The sequence below is a fragment of the Amycolatopsis sp. NPDC051045 genome (assembly GCF_040682955.1).
Lineage (GTDB): Bacteria > Actinomycetota > Actinomycetes > Mycobacteriales > Pseudonocardiaceae > Amycolatopsis.
This window is the reverse complement of record NZ_JBFBCC010000001.1, coordinates 257,299-277,597: the sequence shown is the minus strand read 5'-3', so window position 1 is coordinate 277,597 and position 20,299 is coordinate 257,299. Positions and strand designations below refer to the sequence as shown.

Sequence of the window (20,299 nt, the reverse complement as noted above, 5' to 3'; positions counted from 1 at the left end):
GCCGCCTGTCGTGACCGAATTGTGACCGGCGTCACTCTGCTGGAGAGCTATTTTGTTGTGGCTCGCAACTTATGGATCTACGGATCGTCACGGAGAGAACACATGCCGCTCCTCCGCACCACGAGATCGCTGCGCGCCACCAGAACCACCGTCTTGGCCGGCCTCCTCCTCGCGGGCACGGCCGTCGTCCCGATGGCGTCCGCGTCCGCGACGCCGCTCTACCGGAACCCGCACGCCTCAGTGTCCGAACGGGTCAAGGACCTGATGGCGCGGATGACGCTCGACGACAAGGTCGGGCAGATGACCCAGGGCGAGCGGGGCGCCGCGACCCCCGCCCAGTCCGCCGCCGCCCGGCTCGGGTCCATCCTCTCCGGCGGCGGTTCGACGCCGACGCCGAACACCCCGGCCGGGTGGGCGGACATGGTCGACGCCTACCAGAAGGCGGCGACGTCGACCGGTCTCGGCATCCCGATCATCTACGGCGCCGACGCCGTGCACGGCCACAACAACGTCTACGGCGCGACGGTCTTCCCGCACAACATCGGCCTGGGCGCGGCGAACGATCCGCGGCTGGTGGAGAAGATCGGCGCGGTCACCGCCGAAGAGACCGCCGCCACCGGCGTCAAGTGGGCCTTCGCGCCTTGCCTCTGCGTCGCCCGCGACGACCGCTGGGGCCGCACGTACGAATCCTTCGGCGAGATCCCCCGCAACGCCGTCGAGAACTCCGTGGTCATCGAGGGCCTGCAGGGCCGCGAGCTCGACGACAACACGTCGGTGCTGGCCACGGCCAAGCACTTCATCGGCGACGGCGGCACCACCGGTGGCGACGACCAGGGCAACACCCAGATCAGCCTGGACGAGCTGCGGCGCATCCACTTGCCGCCGTTCCGGGCCGCGGTCGACCACGGCGTCGGCTCGGTGATGATCAGCTTCAACAGCTGGAACGGCGTCAAGGACCACGGCAACAAGTTCCTGATCACCGACCTGCTCAAGGGCGAACTGCGCTTCTCCGGGTTCGTGATCTCCGACTGGAACGGCATCGACCAGATCGACGGCCAGGAAGGCTTCACCGCCGCCGAGGTCAAGCAGGCCGTCAACGCCGGGATCGACATGATCATGGTCCCCTACGACTACCGGAAGTTCATCGACACGCTGAAGGCCGAAGTCCTCAACGGAGACGTCCCGATGTCCCGCATCGACGACGCCAACCGGCGGATCCTCACGAAGAAGTTCGAGCTCGGCCTGTTCGAGCACCCGTACACCGACCGCTCGCTGCAGCAGGACTTCGGCAGCGCGGCGCACCGCGCCGTCGCGCGGCAGGCGGTGCGCGAGTCGCAGGTGCTGCTGAAGAACGACGGCGTGCTGCCGCTGGCCAAGCGGAACAACAAGATCTTCGTGGCCGGGAAGAACGCGAACGACATGGGCAACCAGGCCGGCGGCTGGACGCTGACCTGGCAGGGCCAGAGCGGTGAGCGGGTCATCCCCGGCACGACGATCCTCGACGGCATCAAGGCCGGTGCCGGGAAGGACACGGTGGTGACCTATGACCGTGCGGGTGGCGGAATCGACTCCGGCTACAACGTCGCGGTCGCCGTGGTGGGCGAAACGCCGTACGCCGAAGGGGACGGAGACCGGCCGGGCGGCCTCGGCCTCGACGCCGAAGACCTCGCCCTGATCGCCAAGCTGAAGGCCTCGGGCGTGCCCCTGGTCGTGGTGACCGTCTCCGGGCGGCCGCTGGACATCGCGGCGCAGCTGCCGTCGGTGAAGGGGCTGGTCGCGGCCTGGCTCCCGGGCTCGGAAGGCGCCGGCGTCGCGGACGTGCTGTACGGCGACTACAACCCGACCGGGAAGCTGAGCTTCACCTGGCCGAAGAGCTCCTCCCAGGAACCGATCAACGCCGGTGACGGCAAGCAGGGCCTGTTCCCGTACGGGTACGGCCTGTCCTACCGCCGCCACCACCGCTAGACCACCGCTCCCGCGGTCCGTGCAGGCCCCCGTTCCGGTACCCGACACCGGAGCGGGGGCCTGCACGGGTTCAGGCCGTGGCCGCTTCCGGAGCGGGTGCCGCCGGTGTCTGCCAATGCGGCTTGACCCGCCGCATCACGGCCGCCGAAACCACCCCCAGCAGGAGCACGCCCATCGGCAGCAGCATCGTCACGCGGGCCGCGTCCGTCAGTCCACTGTGGACCGCTTCGGTGGCCAGCTTCCCCGCCTGCGCGGCGATCTCCGCGGGCAGCCCCGGCATCGGCGACGGACCGCCCGCCGAGCCGAACTCCCCGGTGCTCGCCGCCGCGTGCGCGATCCCTTCGGTGAACGGCGCCCGGTACTGCTCCGGCAGCTGCGAAGCCGCCTTCGTGGCCTCGTCCGCGATGGACGCGCTGATCCGAGCCTGCAGCAGCACGCCGATCGCCGCGCTGCCGAGCACGCCACCCACCTGGCGCGCGGTGTTGAAGATGCCGGACGCGGTCCCGGCCAGCCGCGGCTCGACCGAGCCCATCGTCAGGTTGCTCATCGGCGAGAAGATGCAGCCGATGCCGAGCCCGCACACCAGCAGCGCCGGGACGAACGACCACGGGCTGCTCGTCGGCGTCGCCTGCAGCGCGATGATCCCCAGCCCGGCCGCGAGCGCCGCCAGGCCGAACATCACCAGGTACTTGCCGTTCACCTTGTCCGACGCGCGCCCGACGAACGGCGCGATGATCCCGGACAGCAGCGACATCGGTGCGGTGAGCAGGCCGGCCATGGTCGGGCTCAGCCCGAGCACCGACTGGATGTAGATGATGAGCGGCAGGAACATGCCGGTCATCGCGAAGCCGACGGTGGTCGCGGTGAGCGTCCCGGCCGAGAAGTTCCGGTTCGAGAAGACCTGCAGCGGCAGGAGCGGCTCACGCTTGTTCACGCGCTGCCACACCACGAACGCCACCAGCAGCAGCACGCCCGCGCCGATGATTTCGAACACGGTGATCCCGCCCCAGACCGTGCCCCAGTCGTACTGCTGGCCGTTCTGGACGCCGAACACGATGCACAGCAACGCCAAGCTCGAGAGCACGATCCCCAGCAGGTCGAACGAGTGCGAGTGCTTCGGCTGCCAGTCCGGCACCAGCATCAGCGTCGCCACGATGGCGATCACGCCGATCGGCACGTTGACGAAGAAGATCCACTCCCAGCCCAGGTGGTCCACCAGCACGCCGCCGAGCAGCGGGCCCGCGATCGTCGCCAGCCCGGCGACGCCGCCCCACATGCCCATCGCCGGGCCGCGCTTGGCCGGCGGGAACAGGTGCGTGATGAAAGCCAGCGTCTGCGGCGTCATCAGCGCGGCGCCCAGCCCCTGCACGGCGCGCGCGGCGATGAGCATCTCGACGCTGCCGGACAGGCCGCACCACAGCGACGCGCCGGTGAAGACGACCAGCCCGGCGAGGAAGACGCGCTTCGGGCCGAAGCGGTCGCCGAGCCGGCTGGTGAACAGCATCGGCACGGCGTAGGTGAGCAGGTAGACGCTGATCACCCAGACGACCGCGTTCAGCCCGGCGCCCAGCTCGCGCAGCATGGTGGGGATCGCGATCGACACGATCGTCGTGTCGAGCAGGATCATGAAGAAGCCGAGGCACAGCGCGCCCAGCGCCGCCCACGGGTTAGCTTGTCTTGCGTTCATCGTCGTCTTCCTTGGTGATGAGCGTGAGCTTGGGTTGTCCGTCGTCCTGGAACGGGATCCGCCCGGACCGCAGGTCGTCGAGGAGCCGTTCGGTCCACTCGAGCTCGAACTTCCGTTGGTCGCACTTGTAGCGCCAGTCCAGCCAGTAGATCGGCGGCGTCTGGTCTTCGGCCAGCCGCAGCAGCACGGCCTGGTCGGCGGCCACCGCGGCGCGCAGCCGCGTGACCCGGTGTTCGAGCTCGATCAACGAGGTTTCCTTCCCCAGTTCGTCGATCACGGCGAGCCCGGACAGGTAGGCGGGGAACTCTTCGACGAGGTCACCGAGCAGCTCGCGAGCGCGCTGGTTGAACTCGTCCAGGCCCGTCTGCGTCATGCCGTAGACGGTCCGTTCGGGCCGCCGCCCGTCACGCTGGGTGTCGACGATCTCGATGAGGCCGTCGCGGTTCAGGCGTTCCACGGTGTGGTAGAGCGAGCCCGCTTTCACGTTGACCCGCATGTTGACGTACCGCTCGCGCATGAGCTGGGTCATCTCGTACGGGTGCATGGGCTTCTCGTGGAGCAGCTCCAGCACGGCGATGCCGAGTGGCGTCAGCTTGGCCGCAGCCATGGCGGAATCCCTCCATGTCGTTTATTCCAGATGGACTATACGACGTGGGCTAGTGCCGGGTCCACGCTCATTTTTGTGACGGTCCGTACACGGCGTGAAGCCCCCATGATCTCGTCATGGGGGCCTCCACGGCGTCTTTCAAAACGGCCAGTCGGCGTTCTTGCCCCGCTCGAGCAGCGGGATCATCCGGAACGCCTGGTCGGTCAGGCCGCCGAACGTGTGCCGCTGCGCGCGGCCGGACGGCGCGTGGCCGGCCAGGTAGCCCGCCAGGTTCCACGTGTACAGCGGCACGTGTGCGGGCAGCGCCTGTCCGACGTCGCCGTACGCGGCCTGCTCGTCGGTGAGGATGACGACGCGGTCGTGCTTCGCGAAGTGCTTCTTCACCGCGCCCGCCGTGTCGGTGCCGCCGCCGATGAAGAACCCGCCGGACTTCCAGCGCTCGACGTCGCTCAGCAACGATCCACCCCGGGTCAGCTTGAACACCTGGGTGCTCTTGCGGCTCCAGTAGCCGTCCGAGAACGACACGACGTCGGCCTTCGCGCAACGCCGTCCGAGCGCCAGGCCGAAGACCGCGGCCGCGTCCCAGCGCATCAGGCTGCCGTCCTTGCTGAAGCGGTCGTTCATCGACGCCGAGGTGTCGACGAGGATGAGCGTCCGGCCGCCCAGCACCGGCACGTTGGCCAGCGCGTGCGCGATCGCCTGCTCCAGGGCCCACGCCCACCGCAGCGACGGCGCCGCGCGGTGAGCCGCCAGGAACCGCATCGGCAGCTGCCGCGACTTCGCGACCTGCGCCGGGTCGGCGAGCCGCTCGGCGACCCGCTGCGCGACGGCGTCCGAGACGCCGGCCTCGTCGAAGTTGCGGAGGTTCCGCAGCAGGGCCATGTAGCCCATCGACGGGATCAGCGCCTCCCAGACGCGCGCGTCCAGCGGGCCCTGCAGCCACCCGGCGACCGACTCCCACGTCATGCCCGCGACCCGCAGGACGCCCGCCGCCCCGGGCCGGCTGAACAGCTCACGCCGGCGGCCCGCGTCCCACGACAGCAGCTCGCGCCGCATGCGCAGGGTCGCCAGGCAGTCCGGGACCGCGTTGCCGCGGTGGTGCCGCTCGTCGAGGATGTGCCGGAACAGCTCGCCCTGTGCGTCGTCGCGCTTCGCCGGGTGGGTCAGCTCGAGGACGTCGGCGAACCGGAACGCCCGCGCGGCGGAGTCCCACTTGACGAAGGACCGCTCGTCGTACAGCTTCGCCGCCGCGTCGGCGACGCCGCGCTTGACCGGCTTCGGCACGGCCCGGCCGTGCACGGAAGTCCAGTACGCGAGCAGCTCACCGGGCTCGTCGGCCCGCTGCAGCACATCGGCGACGACCTGGCGGCTCACCCCGTCGAGGCCGGCGTCCCGCCGCGCCTTGGCGAACTCGGCCGCGCCGACGAGCGAGGCCGTACGCAGGTTCGCGTCGGTGCGCAGCCAGCGCAGGAACCGGGCGGTCCACTGCGGATCGTCCGAAGTGGATCGATGGATCAGCTCGGCGTACCGGGTGTCGCGGGCGTCCGCGGACTCGTAGAAGGTGTGCTCACCGACCAGGTTGCTGACGGCGAGCAGGAAGAGCGCGGACTTCGCGTCGCGCGCGTAGCCGGCGCCGCCCTCGTAGGTGACGGTGGACGGCGTGGCCTCGCCGCGGACCGGCGAAGTCGCGGCGGGTGCTCGTGCGGTGTTGAACTTGCTCATTTTTCCCCCCTCCTGGAGGGAGCCACGGCCACAGCGACGCCCGAGATCGAAGTCGGTGAAGGTACGTTTGCTGCTCTGCCCCTGAGCTACCGGACCGTGTGTGGTCCGGGAGGGATTCGAACCCCCGACCTGCCCATCAAGAGTGGAAGTAACCCTCGCCTGCGCACCGGGCATCGGTGCGGCCGTGGCTCCCGAGATCTGGTTCGCCTGCGTGGCGACGCACCGGGAGTGCGTGTGAAGTTGGGTGCCCGAGGTCTCGGCCGGCGAAGGTGCCGACCGGCCACGGTGAGGTGGCCGGGTTTGGATTCGAACCAAGGGGATACCGGAAGTAACCTTCCCCGTCGCACCGGGCGAAACCCAAGCTAGCAAGGAAAGCGCGTCGGCTCGAACGGTTTTTTCGCCCGGCGCCCTTGGGGTGACCTCCCACGCCAGGAGTCGCTGCTACCGCGCCGGCGCGCCCGGCAACGTCGAACAGTTCGCACTAAGAACTACCTGTGCTATGTTCGTAGTACGAACTAACTGGGAGGAATCATGGTGCACTTCGGCATCGGCGTGTCCACGGCGGTGGCCGCCGTGTCCGAGACCCTGCGGCTGGCCGTCCAGGCCGATCGCGGCGGGCTCGACCTGGTCACGGTGTCCGATCACCCCTACTACGCCGACCGCCTCGACGCGTACGCCGAAATCGGGGTTCTGCTGGGGAAGACCGAACGGGTTTCCGGTCTGGTCAGCGTCACGAACCTGCCGACGCGGCCCGCGTCGATGCTGGCTCGCACCGTCACTTCGCTGTCCGCGCTGAGCGGTGGCCGGATCGTGCTCGGCATGGGCGTCGGCGGGCTGTGGGACGACATCGCGCGGCTCGGGTTCACCAAACTGACTCCCGGGCAGGCCGTCCGGGCGTTCGAGGAGGGGATCCGGCTGGTGAAGCTGCTCGGCGGGGGTGGCGAGCCGGTGACCTTCGACGGCGAGTTCTACCAGGTCACCAATCTGGAGCCGGCCGCGGAAAAGATGCCGCCGGTGTGGACCGGCTCGGTCGGGCCGAAGTCGCTCGCCGTCACCGGCCGCGTGGCCGACGGGTGGATGCCCGGCCACGCCGCGGACTGGCTCAGCGAGCGCTACCGCACGTCCCGTCCGCTGATCGACAAGGCCGCGGTGGACGCCGGCCGCGACCCCGCCGACATCGCCACCGTCTACAACTTCCCCGGCCGCATCACGGCGCAGCCCCTTCCAGAGACCCGCGCCGACGACGGACGCTGGATCGGCGGCTCGCCGGACCAGTGGATCGAGGAGCTGACCGGCGCGGTGCTGGAGCACGGCGCCGCCGGGTTCGTGCTCTTCGGGCCGGGCGGCAGCACACCCGACGAGGTCGCCACCGCGCGCTGGGCCGAAGAGATCGTGCCCGCCGTGCGGGAGGCCGTCGCGAAGTAGGCTGACGGGATGGGGAAGAGCGGGGCGGACCTCGGTGTCGTGGCCGGGCTCGTGCGGGCGTCGTTCCTGGTGAACGCCGTCTACGCCGAGTCCGCCCGCGAGTACGGGCTCACCGTGCAGCAGGGACAGCTGCTGTGCGTGCTGATGGGCCGGCCGTACGGCATGGGTGACCTGGGCGCCACGCTCGGCCTGGAGAAGTCCAGCCTCACCGGCCTGGTCGACCGCGCGGTCCGGCGCGGGCTCGTCCGGCGCGAGCCCGACCCGGACGACCGCCGTGCCGTGCACGTCGTCCTGACCGAAGAAAGCCGCGCACTGGCGGAGGACTTCTACGCGGCGACGTGCCGCAGGGTCGACGAGCTGGCCACGAGCCTGAGCACGCCGGACCGCGACCGGCTCGCGGCGCTGCTGGGCACGATCGTCCGGGAGAACGAAGCCCCGGCGGTCTTCCTGGACACCCTGCGGCGCTGAGCGCGTCAGCCCTGCGGGAAACCCGAAGCGCGCCAAGCACCTTCGCCGGGGTGAAGCGGCTTACGCAGTGAAGCCGCGTGATCGCCCCACCACGACGTACGCGGCTTCGGCTTCTCCGGCGTCTTCGCCACCGACGCCGCGGCGACGACCGCCGTCAGCGCCGCCAGCTCGGCGTCGCTCGGGTTGCCCCGGACCACCCGCAGCAGGGGGTTCTGTTCGCCGCTCACAGCGGGATGTTCCCGTGCTTCTTGGGCGGCAGCGATTCCCGTTTGTTCCGCAGCAGCGACAGCGCCCGCGCGACGTGGCCGCGGGTGTGCGCCGGCACGATCACCGAGTCGACGTACCCGCGCTCCGCCGCCGCGTACGGGTTCAGCAGCGTGTCTTCGTACTCCTGGATCAGCTCGGCCCGCAACGCGTCGACGTCGCGCCCTTCGGAAGCCGCGTTGGCCAGCGTCTTGCGGTGGACGATGTTCGCCGCGCCCTGGGCACCCATCACCGCGACCTGCGCGGTCGGCCACGCCAGGTTGATGTCGGCGCCCAGGTGCTTGGAGCCCATGACGTCGTACGCGCCGCCGTAGGCCTTGCGCGTGATCACCGTGACCAGCGGGACCGTCGCCTCCGCGTACGCGTAGATCAGCTTCGCGCCGCGGCGGATGATGCCGTTCCACTCCTGGTCGGTGCCCGGGAGGAAGCCCGGGACGTCGACGAAGGTGAGCACCGGGATGTTGAACGCGTCGCATGTGCGGACGAACCGCGCGGCCTTCTCGGACGCGTCGATGTCGAGGCAGCCGGCGAACTGCGTCGGCTGGTTGGCCACCACGCCGACGCTGCGGCCGTCGACGCGGCCGAAGCCGACGATGATGTTCGGTGCGAACAGTTCGTGGACCTCGAGGAAGTCGCCGTCGTCGACGACCCGGTTGATCACCTCGTGCATGTCGTACGGGGTGTTCGGCGAGTCCGGGATCAGCGTGTCGAGCTCGCGGTCGGTGTCGGTGACGTCGTCGAAGAACCCGGCCGGGCTGTCCGACGGCTCGAACACCGGCGCGTCGGACAGGTTGTTCTGCGGCAGGTGGGAGAGCAGTTCCTTGACGTAGGCGATGGCGTCCTCGTCGTCGGAGCCCAGGTAGTGCGCGACGCCGGACTTCGTGTTGTGGGTGCGGCCGCCGCCGAGCTCCTCGAAGGTGACGTCCTCGCCGGTGACCGTCTTGACGACGTCCGGGCCGGTGATGAACATCTGCGAGGTCTCGTCGACCATCACGACGAAGTCGGTGAGCGCCGGGGAGTAGACGTGGCCGCCCGCGTTCGCGCCCATGATCAGCGAGATCTGCGGGATCACGCCGGAGGCCTGCACGTTGCGGCGGAAGATCTCGCCGTAGAGGCCGAGCGAGACGACGCCTTCCTGGATGCGCGCGCCGCCGCCCTCGTTGATGCCGATGATCGGCCGGCCGGTCTTGATCGCCAGGTCCATCACCTTGACGATCTTCTCGCCGTAGACCTCGCCGAGGCTGCCGCCGAAGACCGTCACGTCCTGGCTGAACACGCACACCGGGCGGCCGTCGACGGTGCCGTGGCCGGTGACGACGCCGTCGCCGTACGGGCGGTTCTTCTCCTGCCCGAAGTTGGTCGAGCGGTGCCGGGCCAGTTCGTCGAGTTCGACGAACGAGTTCTCGTCGAGGAGCAGCTCGATCCGCTCGCGCGCGGTCTTCTTGCCCTTGGCGTGCTGCTTCTCCACCGCGCGGGCCGAGCCCGCGTGCACCGCCTCGTCGTACCGGCGGTACAGGTCGGCCAGTTTGCCGGCCGTGGTGTGGATGTCCGGTTCATCCTCGGGCGGCGTCCCGAGCGGCTCCGTCGCACTGCTCATGCCACGGGAGCTTAGCTACTTGCCGGTCACTTGGCGTGTGGCGTAGGCAACGTCCGTGGCGTTCGCCTCGTTCACCCGGGCGGTGGGGTGAGGGGTTCGCCGGTGATGGCGTCCAGGTAGGTGACGCGCAGGTAGGTGATCTTCGCCCCCGGGATGACCACTCGGCGCCAGTCCTCGCCGATGACCTTCGTCCCCGCATCGGTTTCGCAGGTCAGCGCCTCGCCTTCGAGGACGAGCTCGCGCTCGGCGAGCGGGCCCGACGGCGTGTACGAACGGACGTAACCGTAGAACGACGTGCCGTTCTCCAGCACCGCGTGCGCCCACGCCCGGGTTCCGGCGGGCCGGTCCGCGCGCAACGCCTGGGCCCACGCCGAGCGCTGCTGCACGGTGGCGGCCTCCCCGCGGCGGCGGGCGAAGAACGCTTCGAAGCCGGTCGCGAGCGCACAGGCCAGGGCGAGCTCGACGGCGACGCTGACGACGATCAGCGTCAGGTGCTCGCGCGCGTAGGCCTCGCCGCGGGACAGCCAGTCCGCCGGGCTGGCGAACAGCCGGGCGCCGGTCGCCTGCACCGCGGTCAGGACGAGCAGCGAGACCAGCGTGAAGACGAGACTGCCGAGGGCGACGCGGGAGGCTTCGCGGAACGCCGTCTCCTGGTGGCGCCCGCGGCGGCGTTCGCGGCGCAGTTCGAACACGATCCCCGGCGCGACCAGCGCCAGGAAGCCGGCCAGCGCGCCGAGGGTCTGGGGGATCACGCCGGCTCAGCCGGTCGGCCCGCCGCGCCGGGGCGGGGGTCCGTCCTCGGAGTCGAGCTGGCGCATCGGCTGGGCGGGGCGGTGGCCGGGGGCGCCGCCCTGGTTGCCCCAGCCGGGGCCCGACGGCATGGGCTCGGGACTCCAATAGTCACCACCCCAGTCCTCCTCCCGCAGCTCGGCCGGCGGCGGCGGAAGGAGCTCGTCCTCGCCCGGCTCGCGACGTTCGGTGCTCATCGGCTTCCCCCTCGTGATCGGCCGCTTCACACTACTCAGGACGCGGTGGGCCGGACCAGCCCGGATTCGTACGCGGCGATCACCAGCTGGGCCCGGTCCCGCGCGGCGAGCTTGTGCAGCAGCCGGCCGATGTGGGTCTTCACCGTCGCGATGCCGAGGTGCAGGCGCGCCGCGATCTCGTCGTTGGACAGCCCCCGCGCGATCAGCGTCAGCACCTCCTGCTCACGGGCCGTCACCGCGTCCAGCCGGGTCACCGGCCCCGACGGCAGCCGCGCGAACTCCGCCACCAGGCGGCGGGTCACCGAGGGGGCCAGCAGCGCGTCGCCGGAGGCCACGACTTCGATCGCCGCCAGCAGATCCGCCGGGCGGGTGTCCTTCAGGAGGAACCCGCTGGCACCCGCGCGCAGCGCCGCGTAGACGTACTCGTCGAGGTCGAACGTCGTCAGCATCAGCACCCGGGCATCGGTTTCCGCGCAGATCCGGCGGGTCGCCTCGATGCCGTCCATCTCCGGCATCCGGACGTCCATGAGCACGACGTCCGGCCGCTCCACGCGGGTCAGGGCGACCGCCTCGACGCCGTCGGACGCCTCGCCGACGACGGTCAGCCCGGGCGCGCTGTCGACCAGCACCCGGAAGCTCCCGCGCAGCAGCGCCTGGTCGTCGGCGATCAGGACGCGGGTCATCGGGTCGCCACCGGTGCTTCGTAGGGCAGCCGCGCGAAGACGCGGAAGCCGGTTTCACCGGGCGCCGCGGAGAATTCCCCGTCGTAGACCGCGACGCGTTCGCGCATCCCGATCAGCCCGTGGCCCGGAACGGCCTCGCCGCCGCGGCCGTCGTCGAGCACTTCGATGCGCACCTCGCCGTCGCCGCCGGTGACGCGGATCCGGCACGTCGCCGCGTCCGCGTGCTTGACCACATTGGTCAGTGCCTCCTGCACGATCCGGTACACCGACTGGCCGACGCCGTTCGGCAGCTCGGTGAGGCCGTTGACGACGAGGTCGACGGTGGGACCCGCCTGCTGCGCGCGCTGGACGAGCGCCCGCAGGTCGTCGAGCGTCGGAGCGGGCGCCAGCGCCGGGACGCCGGTGTCGTCGCGCAGGACGCCCAGCATCCGCCGCAGCTCGGCCAGCGTCTCGCGGCTGGTGTCTTCGATGACGCGCAACGCTTCCCGCGCTTGGTCGGGCTGCTCCGGCGCGACGTGGTTGCCGACCGCCGCCTTCACCGCGATCAAGCTCATGCTGTGCGCGACGACGTCGTGCATCTCGCGCGCGATCCGCAGCCGTTCCGCCGAAACCGCCTCTCGCGCATGGTTTTCCCGTTCGATGGCGGCGTATTCGCGGCGGCCGTGGACGGCGATGCCGAGCGCGAACCCGACGATCAGCGCCGACGCGCCGAAGTTCACCGTCGTGGCCGTGCTCGGGTTCGGCACCGCGAACCCGAGCACTCCGACCCCGAGCAGCCCGGCCGCGAACCCGATCCGCGAGGCGCGGCTGCCCTGGTGCACGACGAACGTGTACAGCGCGCACCCCGCCGAAACCACGGCGATCGCCAGCACCGGCCCGCCGATCGGCACGGCCGCCGCGGTCAGCACCAGGGACAGGACGTAGGCCGGCTTCGGTGACCAGCGCCGCAGCACGATCGGGGCGACGCTCGCCAGCAGGATCGTCCAGCCGAGCCAGCCGGGCAACCACGGCGGCAGCGACCACGCGCCGGCGGCGAGGTTGCCGCCGGCGCCGATCGCCAGCACGAGGACCGCCAGTACGTCGAGCACGACGCGAATGCGCATGCAGCGAACGTAATGCGGATTCCCCGTCCGCGCGTCAACCTTGGGTCGGACGCTCCGCGTAATGCTTCTTCACGGCTTCGACGCGCTCGGGCGGCCAGTCCGGCAGCTCGACGCCGTGGGTGGCGGCGAAAAGCTTGTCCAGCTGCTCGTGCCGCCGGGCGAGCTGCGCCGGGACGTCGTCGCCGGCCGCTTCGGTGAACTCGACGCGGGTGCCGTCGAGGGGGTCGTGGACCAGGCGCCAGCCGGGTTCGTCCGGCAGCAGCGGCCGGACCTCGTCCACGGGCTTCCAGACGAGGTCGCGGCGGAAGCGGATCGTGCCGTCTTCGAGGACTTCGCCGTCGTCGAGACCGAACTCCTCCACATAGGACGCCATCCGCTCGTGCCACTGCTGCGGCTGTTCGAAGGCGAGGCCGCCGAGCCGCGCGTCGAGGGCGTCGAGGCAGACGTCCCAGCCTGCGGCGGTGCGTCCCGCGGCGAGCTTCGCGATCGCCGGCTCGCCGCGGCCGAAGGTGTGGGTGAACTGCAGGAGGCTGCCGTCGCCGTCGGGGGAGATGAGCCAGCGCAAGGTGTCGTCGTTCCAGACGAAGGTGAACTCACGCGGTGGGTCGGCGGTGACGACCCGTCCGGTCGTCGCGGTTTCCTCGCCGGGGAAGGTGAACCGGATGGTGCCGCCGTCACGCAGGTCGACGTCGACCCGCGCGGGAAACCAGTGCGCGAGTTCGGCCGGGTCCGTGATCGCCCGCCAGACCTTTTCCGGCGCGTGCTTCAGGCGGCGCTCCAGCCGGAGCACCGGGCGTTCCTCGACGGTCTGCAGTTTCGCTCGTCCGGCCACGGCGTCCTCCCGTTGATTGCCTCTGCCGGTATATAACCATCGAGGAATATGCGGGTCAAGCGCCGCGGACGGCGGAGACCGCGGCGGCCAGTTCCGGGTCGCCCGCGGCCTTGTCGAGCGCGGTCCGCAGCACCGCGCAGTACGTCGGCTCGGTCTCGGAGTAGCGCTTGCGGCCGGCGTCGGTGATCACGGAGTAGACGCCGCGGCGGTCGTCCTCGCACAGGTCGCGGATGGTCAGGCCGGCGTCTTCGAGGCGGGCGCACATCCGGCTGACCGAGCTCTGGTTGAGCCCGATCGCTTCCGCGAGCTCCTGCATCCGCAGGCCGCCGCGGGGGCCTGCGACCAGCTTGCCGAGCGCGCGGTACTCGGACAGGCCGAGCCCGTGGCGCCGCTGCAGGGCTTTGGCGAGTTCCTGTTCGATCCGGGCGTGCAGCACGAGAACCCGTCCCCAGGCCTGTTCGTCGACGGTCATCTTCCGGCCTCCTCTTGACGTCAGGATAGTCCAGGTCCAGTATTTATATGTACATGCAAGTAACTGAGAGGGTGAACATGAGCGACCGCAGCTTCCTGTTCCTGGTCGGCGCCGCGCGGGCCGGCGGCAACACCGAGATGCTGGCCCGGCGCGCGGCGAGGGAACTGCCCGGAGACGTCGGGCAGCAGTGGATCCGGTTGCCGGAGGTGCCGCTGCCGCCGTTCGAGGACCGCCGTCACGGCGTCGGCGACCACCCGGCGCCGGGGGAGCACGAACAGCTGCTGATGGACGCGACGTTCGCCGCGACCGACATCGTGATCGCGTCGCCGGTGTACTGGTATTCCGTTGCGGCGAGCGTGAAGCTCTACCTCGACTACTGGTCGGGCTGGATGCGCCTGCCGGTGGAGTTCAAGCCGCGGATGCGCGGGAAGACGCTGTGGGGCGTGAGCGTGCTGAGCGAGACGGCGCGCGAGGCGCAGCCGCTGATCGGCACGCTGGAACTCTGCGCCGAATACCTCGGCATGAACTGGGGCGGGGTGCTGCTCGGCAACGGCAGCCGCCCCGGTGACGTGCTCCTGGACGCCGACGCGATGACGGCCGCGCAGACGTTCTTCGCCGGCGCGGACCTGGTCACCGCCTGAGCGAGCGGGGCGGCCTTCGCGCTCAGCCGTGCCGGGCCGGTTCGACGGCGGTCGCGAACTGGGCGCGGACGTTCTCGTCGAGGTCCGGCCGCCGTGGCGCAAGCTGATCGAGGAACTGCCGCTCAAGGCGGGGCAACGCGATCACGTTGAAACAGTGTGCGATGGCGCCGGCGTGACGCCGCGACGCTTCGCGATCCCGGCCATGTTCTCCTCGCCCCAGTCGCCCAGTGGCAGCAACGCCGTGTTCAGCCGCTGACCCAGGCCCGTCAGCGAGTACTCGACCTTCGGCGGCACCTCGTGGAACACCTCACGGTGCACGATCTCGTCCGCCTCCAGCTCCCGCAGGGCCTGGATCAGCATCTTCTCGCTGATCCCCGTCACCTTCCGCTTCAGCTCGCCGAACCGCAGCGGCTCGGCGTGCAGGGCCCAGAGGATCAGGGCCTTCCAGCGGCCGCCGATCACGTCGACGGCCGCGTCCAATCCGCAACGGTACGTTCGAGGCTGCATCCAGGATCCTTACGTTTTGGTGGGTACCCGACTTATTAGTCGGTACTTGTCCAGTGTAAAGCGCACCCGCAGCATGGAATCCATGGGAGAAAGCAAGAAACAGGTGGGCGTGCTCGGCCTGGGGCGGATGGGTGCCGCCCTCGCCGGGGCGCTGCTGGGGGCGGGACACGACGTCTCGGTGTGGAACCGGTCGCCGCTCAAGGCGGGGCCGCTGCTCGATCGCGGGGCCCGGCTCGCGGCCACGCCGGCGGAGGCGGCTTCGGCAGGCGTCGTCCTCAGCTGTCTGTCCACATACGACACCCAGCAGCCGGTGCTCGACGCGGCGTCGCTGCGCGGCCGGACGCTGGTCAACCTCACGTCCGGGACACCGGAACAGGCGCGTGGCGTCGCGAAGTGGGCCGCTTCGGAGGGCATCGACTACGTGGACGGCGTGATCATGGCCGTGCCGCAGGGTATCGGAACACCAGAGGCACAGATCCTCTACGGCGGCTCGGAAGCGGCGTTCGCGGCGCACCGCGACGTGCTGGAAGTGCTGGGGACACCGGTGTTCCTCGGCGAGGACGCCGGACTGGCGGCGCTGTACGACCTGGCGCTGCTCGGCATGATGTGGTCGACCATGGGTGGCTACCTGCAGGCACTCGCGCTGGTCGGGACCGAGGGCGTCACGCCGGAGAAGTTCACGCCCATGGCGTCGGCGTGGCTCTCGGCCGTCGGCGGGTTCCTGCCCGGCATCGGCGAACAGGTCGCCAGCGGCGACTACGCCACCGATGTGTCCGCTTTGGACATCAACGCCGCGGGGCTCGGCCTGCTGGTGGAGACGAGCCGCGCGCAGGGGATCAGCACGGCGCTGCCCACTGTGCTGCGGGAATTGTTCGACCGTGCGGTCGCGGCGGGCCACGGCTCGCACGCGATCGCCAGCGTCATCGAGGAGATCCGGTGAAGTACCTGGGGAAGAAGGCCGTCGTCACCGGCGGCACGCACGGCATGGGGCTGGCGGTGGTGCGCGCCCTGCTCGACGGCGGCGCGGAGGTGCTGCTGACCGGCCGGGACGTTTCACCGCTGGAAGGGACGCTGCCGGGCAAGGCGCACCTGCTGTCGTCGGACGCGGCTCGCCTGGCCGACGTCGAGGAACTGGGCGCGGTGGCCGCGGAAACGCTCGGCGAGCTCGACCTGGTGTTCGTCAACGTCGGGTTCTCGACGCTGACGCCGTACGAGGACGCGACGCCCGAGCTCTACGACCGGACGTTCGACGTCAACACCAAGGGCGCGTACTTCACGGCGCGGCGGCTGGCGCCGCTGGTCCGGCCGGGTGGCTCGTTCGTGTTCACGACGTCGGTGGCCGAAGGGGCCGGGATCGCCGGGATGGGCCTGTATTCGGCGGCGAAGGCGGCGGTGCGGTCGTTCGCCCGCACGTACGCGGCCGAACTGGCCCCGCGCGGGATCCGGGTGAACGTGGTCAGCCCCGGCTACACCGACACGCCGACGATGGGCGTCACCGGGGTCCCGGCCGAAGTGCTGGCGGAATTCAAGGCGATCGGCGACGAGATCACGCCGTTGAAGCGCCACGCCACCGCGGAGGAGGTGGCGGCCGCGGTGCTGTTCCTGGCTTTCGAAGCGACGTTCACCACCGGCGCCGACCTCCCCGTGGACGGCGGTCTCGGCCAGCGCCTCACCCTGCCCGCGTGAGGTGCACGCCCAAGCCGGTGCGGCCCGGCGCGCGGTCGGGGCGGAGGACCAGATCGTCGTCGTAGTCGCCGCCGTTCTGCGTCCGGAACGGGATCGGGCCGGTGGTTCCGAGCGTCCGTAGGCGTTCGCGAAGCCGTTCCCGCGCTTCGGCGAACTGGTCGTCCGGCACGCGGTCGGCGCCGTGGACCGCCACCGGCGGCAGCACCGACATCCCGGCGTAGAAGAGCGTCCCGTGGTGCAGCGGGAACAGGACCTCGTCCAGCGCCCCGTTCACCCCGCGCGGTCCCATGGCCGGCTCGCGGGCACCCGCGGTGAGCACCACCATCGCGCGCTTGCCCGCGAGCCGGCCTTCGCCGTAGCGCAGGGTCCGGCCGTCCTCGGCGCGGACGCCGTAACCGAAGCCCTTCACGAAAACGCGGTCGAACCAGCCCTTGAGGATCGCCGGCAGGCCGTACCACCACAGCGGGAACTGCACGACGACCGCGTCCGCCCACACCAGCTTTTCCTGCTCGGCGACGATGTCCGCGCTCAGTTCGCCGCGGGCGTGCGCCCGCGCCGACGTCGCCCCGACGACCAGCCGGTCGTCCCCGGCTTCGGCGCCGAAGTCGGCGGCGTCGACCACCGGATTCCACTTCATCGCGTACAGATCCGACTCCCGGACGCGGTGACCGAGCTCGCGGAGCGTCCGGAGCCCGTCGTCACGGAGGGCCCCGCTCAGCGAGCGCGGCTCGGGATGCGCGAAAACCCACAACACGTTCATGCCTCGATGATCACGCGGCCGCGCGGCTCGATCGAGTGGCCCGATGGCCACCTTGTGCAAGAATCGGGCCATGGCCGAATTCCTCCACCCGCACCGCCACCACGTCGCCGTCCTGGTCCGCCACGGCATGCTCGTGATGGAACTGGGCATCGTCCACCGCCTCTTCGGCCAGGCGCGCTCGGCGGCCGGCGAGCCGCTGTACGAGGTCGTGACCTGCACGCTCGAACCCGGCCCGGTACGCACCGACGCCGACTTCACCATCCCGGTCGACCGCGGCCCCGAGGTGCTGGCCGAGGCTGACACGGTGCTCATCCCCGCGTCCCTGGCCGAGTACGAGCCGCTGGCGCGCGTGCTGACCCCGCCGCTCAAAGCCGCACTCGACCGCATCCCGGCGGACGCGCGCATCGCGTCGATCTGCACCGGCGCGTTCGTGCTCGCCGCGGCCGGGCTGCTCGACGGCCGCCCGGCCACCACCCACTGGCGCTCGGCCGAAGAGCTCCAGGACCGGTTCCCCGAGGTCGACGTCGACCCGTGCGTCCTCTACACCGACGACGGCAACGTGTTGACCTCCGCGGGCGTCGCCGCCGGGATCGACCTGGTCCTGCACATGATCCGCCGCGACCACGGCGCCGCCGTGGCCAACGAAGTCGCCCGCGGCACGGTGGTGTCCCCGCATCGGGAAGGCGGCCAGGCCCAGTTCGTCCGGCGGCCGGTGCCCGAGCCCCGCACGTCGTCGACCAAGGTCGCGCGGGCGTGGGCGCTGGAGAACCTGCACCGGCCGCTGACCCTGCGCGAGCTCGCCGCCCGCGAGGCGATGAGCACGCGCACCTTCACCCGCCGCTTCCGGGAGGAGGTCGGGATCTCGGCCCTGCAATGGCTGACCCAGCAACGGGTCGAGCGCGCCCGCCAGCTGCTCGAGGAGACCGACCTCCCGGTCGACCGCGTCGCCACCGAGGCCGGGTTCGGCACGGCGGCGTCGCTGCGCCAGCACTTCCAGGCGGCGCTCGGGGTGTCACCGAGTGCGTACCGGTCGACGTTCCGCGGGGAACTGGCGGCCCAGGCCGGCTGAAAATCCCGCTAACGTCGGCGGTCATGGACGACTTCTACGTCAGCCAAAGCCGCTTCACCGACCCGGGCCCGCTGGGGGAGTGGCTCGACGCCACCCCGCGTGACATCGCCGCCCTGCGCGAGGCGGCGTCCGAGCTGGTGTTCCACTACTGGGCCTTGGGTGACATCGCCGAGCACGGCTTCCCGCCGGCCCGCCGCGAAGAAATCACCCTGCGGTACGCCGCGGACATGTGGGCGCGCCTGCGCGAGCTCGACCCGGCGCCACCCGGCGGCCCGCGGCCGCCGCTGAGCCGGATCGTCGGCTGCTGCCGCGACTTCACGCTGCTCTTCGTCTCGATGGCGCGCCACCACGGCATCCCGGCCCGCGCCCGCGTCGGTTTCGCGAGCTACCTGATGCCCGGCTGGTACATCGACCACGTCGTCGCCGAAGTCCGCGGCGACGACGGTTGGCAGCTGGTCGAACCCCAGCTGCCGCCCGGCTTCCGCGACCCGGTGGACGACGCGGAGCTCGACCTCCTCGACGTCCCCCGCGACCGGTTCCTGACCGGCCCCGACGCGTGGACCGCGGCCCGCTCGGGTGAGCTCGACCCGGCCCTGCTGGTCGTTTCCCCGGACCTGGACATCCCGTTCCTGCGCGGCCTCCCGTATGCGTGGCACAACCTGGTACTGGACCTCGCCGCCCTCAACAAGCACGAGATGCTCCAGTGGGACACCTGGGGCGCGCTCGACGACTCGGTTTCGCTCGCCCCGGCCACCCTCGCCCGCGCCGACGAGCTGGCCGAGCTGATGGCCGACGCGGACGTCGAGCAGCTGCGGGTCGCGTTCGAGGCCGATGACGTCCGGGTGCCGCCGGTCATCCGCACGGTCACCCCGCCGGGACGGCTCCCGCTCGAGGTAGTGCTTCGCTGACCTCGGCGGCGGTCCGCACGAACCGCGCGATCCGCAGGTCCCGCGCCCCGGCCGGCCAGGCGAGGGCCAGCGAGTACGGCGTCGCGTCGAGCACCGGCCGGTAGACGACGTCGTCCCGCGAACGCAGTTCGGCGACCGACGAGGGCAGCAGCGCGATCGCCTGCCCGAGCGCGACGGTCTCCAGCAGCTGAGCGCTGTCGTGCACCACCGGCCCCGGCGTCACCGGCCCGCCGGTCACGTCCTGCCCGGACCAGTAGGCCCGGTCCGCGGCCGACGAGAGCGGCCAGCACGGCGTCGGCCGCCCGGCGAAGTCGGCACAGGTCAGCGCGGACCGCCCGGCGAGCTCGTGGTCCGACGGCAGCGCGGCCACCCGCGGCTCGCTGAAGAGCACCTCGACGTCCAGGCCGTGGTGGGTGCTGCCCTGGCAGCCGAGCACCGCCACGTCGGCCCGGCCGTCGCGCAGCATCTCCGCCTGTTCGCCGAACCCGCTGACCCGGACGTCGACCGGATCCGGGTGCGCATCGGCGATCCGCCGCAGCAGATCGGTCGCGACGCCCGGTTTCGCGGTGACGACGAGCGCGGGCGTCCGTTGCCCCGCCCGCCGCGTGCGCCGGACCGCCGCGGTGACGGCGTCCAAGGCCTTCGCCGACTCCGCGAACAGGACGGCCCCGGCCGGCGTCAGCGACACGTGCCGGCTGGTGCGTTCGAAGAGCTGGACGCCGAGCCGCCGTTCCAGCAACCGGATCGCGCGGGACAGCGGCGGCTGCGCCATCCCGAGCCGCTCGGCGGCGCGGGAGAAGTTCAGCTCTTCGGCGACCGCGCGGAAGTACCGCAGCTCACGGACCTCGACATCGTCCATACCGGGAGAGTATCGCGGCAGACTCCACAGGTCTTTCCCTTTCTGTTTCGCGCATGGT

General features: G+C 71.0%; 23 protein-coding genes and 1 tRNA gene. 8 read left to right on the top strand and 16 right to left on the bottom strand.

The annotated features are described in order from the left end of the window. Nucleotides 1-102: 102 nt before the first annotated feature. Nucleotides 103-1,965 carry a glycoside hydrolase family 3 N-terminal domain-containing protein gene (locus tag AB0M80_RS01350; RefSeq protein ID WP_364557221.1) on the top strand — a complete coding sequence of 621 codons (1,863 nt, stop codon included), beginning with the start codon at nt 103-105 and terminating at the stop codon, nt 1,963-1,965. Nucleotides 1,966-2,035: 70 nt separating this feature from the next. On the opposite strand, the gene AB0M80_RS01345 is transcribed toward AB0M80_RS01350, so the two are convergent. The 4 genes from AB0M80_RS01345 to AB0M80_RS01330 all read right to left on the bottom strand — a co-directional run bounded on the left by AB0M80_RS01345 (nt 2,036) and on the right by AB0M80_RS01330 (nt 6,151). Next, nucleotides 2,036-3,652 (bottom strand): DHA2 family efflux MFS transporter permease subunit, encoded by a 1,617-nt coding sequence (locus tag AB0M80_RS01345; protein WP_364557218.1) that lies wholly within the window; start codon nt 3,650-3,652, stop codon nt 2,036-2,038. Continuing rightward, nucleotides 3,633-4,259 carry a helix-turn-helix transcriptional regulator gene (locus AB0M80_RS01340; RefSeq protein WP_364557215.1) on the bottom strand — a complete coding sequence of 209 codons (627 nt, stop codon included), beginning with the start codon at nt 4,257-4,259 and terminating at the stop codon, nt 3,633-3,635. Before AB0M80_RS01340 ends, AB0M80_RS01345 begins: the two co-directional genes overlap by 20 nt. A gap of 138 nt (nt 4,260-4,397) precedes the next feature. After that, entirely contained in the window at nt 4,398-5,981 is a 1,584-nt protein-coding gene (locus AB0M80_RS01335; protein ID WP_364557213.1) for a TROVE domain-containing protein, read from the bottom strand. A 101-nt stretch (nt 5,982-6,082) separates the two neighbouring features. Next, nucleotides 6,083-6,151 (bottom strand) — tRNA-OTHER (locus AB0M80_RS01330). Nucleotides 6,152-6,512: 361 nt separating this feature from the next. On the opposite strand from AB0M80_RS01330, the gene AB0M80_RS01325 reads away from it, so the two are divergent. Continuing rightward, entirely contained in the window at nt 6,513-7,406 is an 894-nt protein-coding gene (locus AB0M80_RS01325; RefSeq protein ID WP_364557211.1) for an LLM class flavin-dependent oxidoreductase, read from the top strand. 9 nt (nt 7,407-7,415) lie between these two features. Then, on the top strand, nt 7,416-7,874 hold the full coding sequence (locus AB0M80_RS01320) for a MarR family transcriptional regulator (protein ID WP_364557209.1): 459 nt from the start codon (nt 7,416-7,418) through the stop codon (nt 7,872-7,874). 5 nt (nt 7,875-7,879) lie between these two features. Here AB0M80_RS01320 and AB0M80_RS01315 read toward each other — a convergent pair whose 3' ends face one another. From AB0M80_RS01315 to AB0M80_RS01280, 8 genes are all read right to left on the bottom strand, one after another. After that, nucleotides 7,880-8,101, bottom strand: coding sequence for an acyl-CoA carboxylase subunit epsilon (locus tag AB0M80_RS01315; RefSeq protein ID WP_364557206.1), 222 nt, complete (start codon nt 8,099-8,101; stop codon nt 7,880-7,882). Beyond that, nucleotides 8,098-9,735 (bottom strand): acyl-CoA carboxylase subunit beta, encoded by a 1,638-nt coding sequence (locus AB0M80_RS01310; protein ID WP_364557203.1) that lies wholly within the window; start codon nt 9,733-9,735, stop codon nt 8,098-8,100. Before AB0M80_RS01310 ends, AB0M80_RS01315 begins: the two co-directional genes overlap by 4 nt. Before the next feature lie 71 nt (nt 9,736-9,806). Beyond that, a complete protein-coding gene (locus tag AB0M80_RS01305; RefSeq protein WP_364557200.1) occupies nt 9,807-10,487 on the bottom strand; it encodes a DUF6338 family protein in 681 nt (226 codons plus the stop codon). Nucleotides 10,488-10,493: 6 nt separating this feature from the next. Continuing rightward, nucleotides 10,494-10,721, bottom strand: a complete 228-nt coding sequence (locus tag AB0M80_RS01300) for a hypothetical protein (protein ID WP_364557197.1) — start codon at nt 10,719-10,721, stop codon at nt 10,494-10,496. A gap of 35 nt (nt 10,722-10,756) precedes the next feature. Beyond that, nucleotides 10,757-11,404 carry a response regulator transcription factor gene (locus AB0M80_RS01295; protein WP_364557194.1) on the bottom strand — a complete coding sequence of 216 codons (648 nt, stop codon included), beginning with the start codon at nt 11,402-11,404 and terminating at the stop codon, nt 10,757-10,759. Next, entirely contained in the window at nt 11,401-12,507 is a 1,107-nt protein-coding gene (locus AB0M80_RS01290; protein ID WP_364557191.1) for a sensor histidine kinase, read from the bottom strand. The genes AB0M80_RS01295 and AB0M80_RS01290 overlap by 4 nt, the downstream gene beginning before the upstream one ends. A gap of 34 nt (nt 12,508-12,541) precedes the next feature. Beyond that, on the bottom strand, nt 12,542-13,339 hold the full coding sequence (locus AB0M80_RS01285) for an SRPBCC family protein (RefSeq protein WP_364557188.1): 798 nt from the start codon (nt 13,337-13,339) through the stop codon (nt 12,542-12,544). 55 nt (nt 13,340-13,394) lie between these two features. Further along, entirely contained in the window at nt 13,395-13,811 is a 417-nt protein-coding gene (locus tag AB0M80_RS01280; RefSeq protein WP_364557185.1) for a MarR family transcriptional regulator, read from the bottom strand. A gap of 77 nt (nt 13,812-13,888) precedes the next feature. On the opposite strand from AB0M80_RS01280, the gene AB0M80_RS01275 reads away from it, so the two are divergent. After that, nucleotides 13,889-14,452 carry an NAD(P)H-dependent oxidoreductase gene (locus AB0M80_RS01275; RefSeq protein ID WP_364557183.1) on the top strand — a complete coding sequence of 188 codons (564 nt, stop codon included), beginning with the start codon at nt 13,889-13,891 and terminating at the stop codon, nt 14,450-14,452. A gap of 22 nt (nt 14,453-14,474) precedes the next feature. On the opposite strand, the gene AB0M80_RS01270 is transcribed toward AB0M80_RS01275, so the two are convergent. Together AB0M80_RS01270 and AB0M80_RS01265 are read right to left on the bottom strand one after the other, a co-directional pair. Next, the gene (locus AB0M80_RS01270; protein WP_364557181.1) at nt 14,475-14,597 is read right to left on the bottom strand and encodes a hypothetical protein; all 123 of its coding nucleotides are present in this window, start codon (nt 14,595-14,597) and stop codon (nt 14,475-14,477) included. Continuing rightward, nucleotides 14,594-14,959, bottom strand: a complete 366-nt coding sequence (locus AB0M80_RS01265; protein WP_364557179.1) for a helix-turn-helix domain-containing protein — start codon at nt 14,957-14,959, stop codon at nt 14,594-14,596. The genes AB0M80_RS01270 and AB0M80_RS01265 overlap by 4 nt, the downstream gene beginning before the upstream one ends. An 82-nt stretch (nt 14,960-15,041) precedes the next feature. Here AB0M80_RS01265 and AB0M80_RS01260 point away from each other — a divergent pair, with 82 nt between their 5' ends. After that, entirely contained in the window at nt 15,042-15,899 is an 858-nt protein-coding gene (locus tag AB0M80_RS01260) for an NAD(P)-binding domain-containing protein (RefSeq protein ID WP_364557177.1), read from the top strand. Beyond that, nucleotides 15,896-16,645 (top strand): SDR family oxidoreductase, encoded by a 750-nt coding sequence (locus tag AB0M80_RS01255; protein ID WP_364557175.1) that lies wholly within the window; start codon nt 15,896-15,898, stop codon nt 16,643-16,645. Before AB0M80_RS01260 ends, AB0M80_RS01255 begins: the two co-directional genes overlap by 4 nt. On the opposite strand, the gene AB0M80_RS01250 is transcribed toward AB0M80_RS01255, so the two are convergent. Beyond that, entirely contained in the window at nt 16,629-17,405 is a 777-nt protein-coding gene (locus tag AB0M80_RS01250) for an NAD(P)H-dependent oxidoreductase (RefSeq protein WP_364557173.1), read from the bottom strand. The genes AB0M80_RS01255 and AB0M80_RS01250 overlap by 17 nt on opposite strands. Nucleotides 17,406-17,475: 70 nt before the next feature. On the opposite strand from AB0M80_RS01250, the gene AB0M80_RS01245 reads away from it, so the two are divergent. Next, a complete protein-coding gene (locus AB0M80_RS01245) occupies nt 17,476-18,474 on the top strand; it encodes a helix-turn-helix domain-containing protein (RefSeq protein ID WP_364557171.1) in 999 nt (332 codons plus the stop codon). A 23-nt stretch (nt 18,475-18,497) separates the two neighbouring features. After that, nucleotides 18,498-19,382, top strand: a complete 885-nt coding sequence (locus AB0M80_RS01240; RefSeq protein ID WP_364557169.1) for a transglutaminase domain-containing protein — start codon at nt 18,498-18,500, stop codon at nt 19,380-19,382. Here the strand turns inward: AB0M80_RS01240 and AB0M80_RS01235 are convergent. Continuing rightward, entirely contained in the window at nt 19,339-20,241 is a 903-nt protein-coding gene (locus tag AB0M80_RS01235; protein WP_364557167.1) for a LysR family transcriptional regulator, read from the bottom strand. The genes AB0M80_RS01240 and AB0M80_RS01235 overlap by 44 nt on opposite strands. Between the last annotated feature and the right edge of the window lie 58 nt (nt 20,242-20,299).

Bases quoted from the DNA above. Each gene is read 5' to 3' on its own strand.
- AB0M80_RS01350 (WP_364557221.1), top strand. From the start codon at position 103: ATGCCGCTCCTCCGCACCACGAGATCGCTGCGCGCCACCAGAACCACC.
- AB0M80_RS01345 (WP_364557218.1), bottom strand. From the start codon at position 3,652: ATGAACGCAAGACAAGCTAACCCGTGGGCGGCGCTGGGCGCGCTGTGC.
- AB0M80_RS01340 (WP_364557215.1), bottom strand. From the start codon at position 4,259: ATGGCTGCGGCCAAGCTGACGCCACTCGGCATCGCCGTGCTGGAGCTG.
- AB0M80_RS01335 (WP_364557213.1), bottom strand. From the start codon at position 5,981: ATGAGCAAGTTCAACACCGCACGAGCACCCGCCGCGACTTCGCCGGTC.
- AB0M80_RS01325 (WP_364557211.1), top strand. From the start codon at position 6,513: ATGGTGCACTTCGGCATCGGCGTGTCCACGGCGGTGGCCGCCGTGTCC.
- AB0M80_RS01320 (WP_364557209.1), top strand. From the start codon at position 7,416: ATGGGGAAGAGCGGGGCGGACCTCGGTGTCGTGGCCGGGCTCGTGCGG.
- AB0M80_RS01310 (WP_364557203.1), bottom strand. From the start codon at position 9,735: ATGAGCAGTGCGACGGAGCCGCTCGGGACGCCGCCCGAGGATGAACCG.
- AB0M80_RS01300 (WP_364557197.1), bottom strand. From the start codon at position 10,721: ATGAGCACCGAACGTCGCGAGCCGGGCGAGGACGAGCTCCTTCCGCCG.
- AB0M80_RS01295 (WP_364557194.1), bottom strand. From the start codon at position 11,404: ATGACCCGCGTCCTGATCGCCGACGACCAGGCGCTGCTGCGCGGGAGC.
- AB0M80_RS01290 (WP_364557191.1), bottom strand. From the start codon at position 12,507: ATGCGCATTCGCGTCGTGCTCGACGTACTGGCGGTCCTCGTGCTGGCG.
- AB0M80_RS01280 (WP_364557185.1), bottom strand. From the start codon at position 13,811: ATGACCGTCGACGAACAGGCCTGGGGACGGGTTCTCGTGCTGCACGCC.
- AB0M80_RS01275 (WP_364557183.1), top strand. From the start codon at position 13,889: ATGAGCGACCGCAGCTTCCTGTTCCTGGTCGGCGCCGCGCGGGCCGGC.
- AB0M80_RS01265 (WP_364557179.1), bottom strand. From the start codon at position 14,959: ATGCAGCCTCGAACGTACCGTTGCGGATTGGACGCGGCCGTCGACGTG.
- AB0M80_RS01260 (WP_364557177.1), top strand. From the start codon at position 15,042: ATGGGAGAAAGCAAGAAACAGGTGGGCGTGCTCGGCCTGGGGCGGATG.
- AB0M80_RS01250 (WP_364557173.1), bottom strand. From the start codon at position 17,405: ATGAACGTGTTGTGGGTTTTCGCGCATCCCGAGCCGCGCTCGCTGAGC.
- AB0M80_RS01245 (WP_364557171.1), top strand. From the start codon at position 17,476: ATGGCCGAATTCCTCCACCCGCACCGCCACCACGTCGCCGTCCTGGTC.
- AB0M80_RS01240 (WP_364557169.1), top strand. From the start codon at position 18,498: ATGGACGACTTCTACGTCAGCCAAAGCCGCTTCACCGACCCGGGCCCG.
- AB0M80_RS01235 (WP_364557167.1), bottom strand. From the start codon at position 20,241: ATGGACGATGTCGAGGTCCGTGAGCTGCGGTACTTCCGCGCGGTCGCC.